Genomic DNA, 951 nt, shown 5'->3' with positions numbered 1-951 from the left:
GGCCAGCAGGCAGGGCAGGGTCTCGTTGCCCTGCCACTGCGCCACGCCCAGGCTGATGCCGACCGTGCCGCCATGCGGGTAGGGCTCACGCTGCAAAGTGGCGTGCAGCGCGGCGCAGAGCTGGCGCGCCTGTTCGAGCGAGGCGTCGGGCAGCAGCAGCGCGAACTCATCGCCACCCAGGCGCCCCAGCAGGTCGGAGCCGCGCACGCGGGCCTGCACGCGCCGCACCAGTTCGCGCAGCACGTCGTCGCCGGCGGCGTGGCCATGCTCGTCGTTGATCTGCTTGAAGCGGTCCACGTCCAGCATCGCCAGCGACAGCTGCTCGCCGTTCGCGCGAGCACGATCCAGTGCGGCCTCGGCCGCTTCCAGAAAGCCGCGCCGGTTGATGGCGCAGGTCAGTTCGTCTTCACGCGCCTGGCGGTGCAGCTCACCGTGGTGGCTRGCGATCGGGTTCAGCAGCACGCGGCGCAACATCGCATTCAGCGTCAGAAAGACGGCCAACACCACCGCGCAGGCACCGATCAAGAACTGCCACAGCGACTGTTGCGCCCGCTCCAGCGGCACGGTCATCGGCAGGGACACGACCTGTGCACCGACGGTCTCGCCCATGCGCCAGCCGAAACCACGCCGGTCGCCATACAACGTGCGCATCGCCGCCGGTGCCGCTTCGGGGGCACCATGGCAGGTCAGGCAGGTGGCGTCGCCGACGCGCAGCGGCTTGGCCACGTAGAGCATCTCCTGGCCATTCTCGAAGGTCTGGCGCTGCACCGTGTCGACCCCGCTGGCGCGCAGGCTCTGCACCATCTCGGCGTGGATGCCGGTCGCCTGGTTGGCCGGGTTGGTCGGGTTCAAGGCCACCTCGCGGTAGCTGACACCCGGGTAGCGCCGGTGCAGCTCGTGCATCGCCGTGGTGGCGGCGAACGAAGGCACGGCGGCCACCTGGAAATGGGC

Annotated in this window: 1 protein-coding gene; it reads right to left on the bottom strand. The window is 70.0% G+C overall.

Features of this window, described 5'->3' with window-relative positions; genetic code table 11:
* Window positions 1-930: diguanylate cyclase (locus AC1DYI_RS36865; RefSeq protein WP_477209028.1), on the bottom strand; the 930-nt coding region annotated here is incomplete at its 3' end.
* Window positions 931-951 lie beyond the last annotated feature (21 nt).

This window comes from Ideonella sp. P3_A4, assembly GCF_056403075.1.
This window is presented reverse-complemented; position numbering and strand designations above follow the sequence as displayed.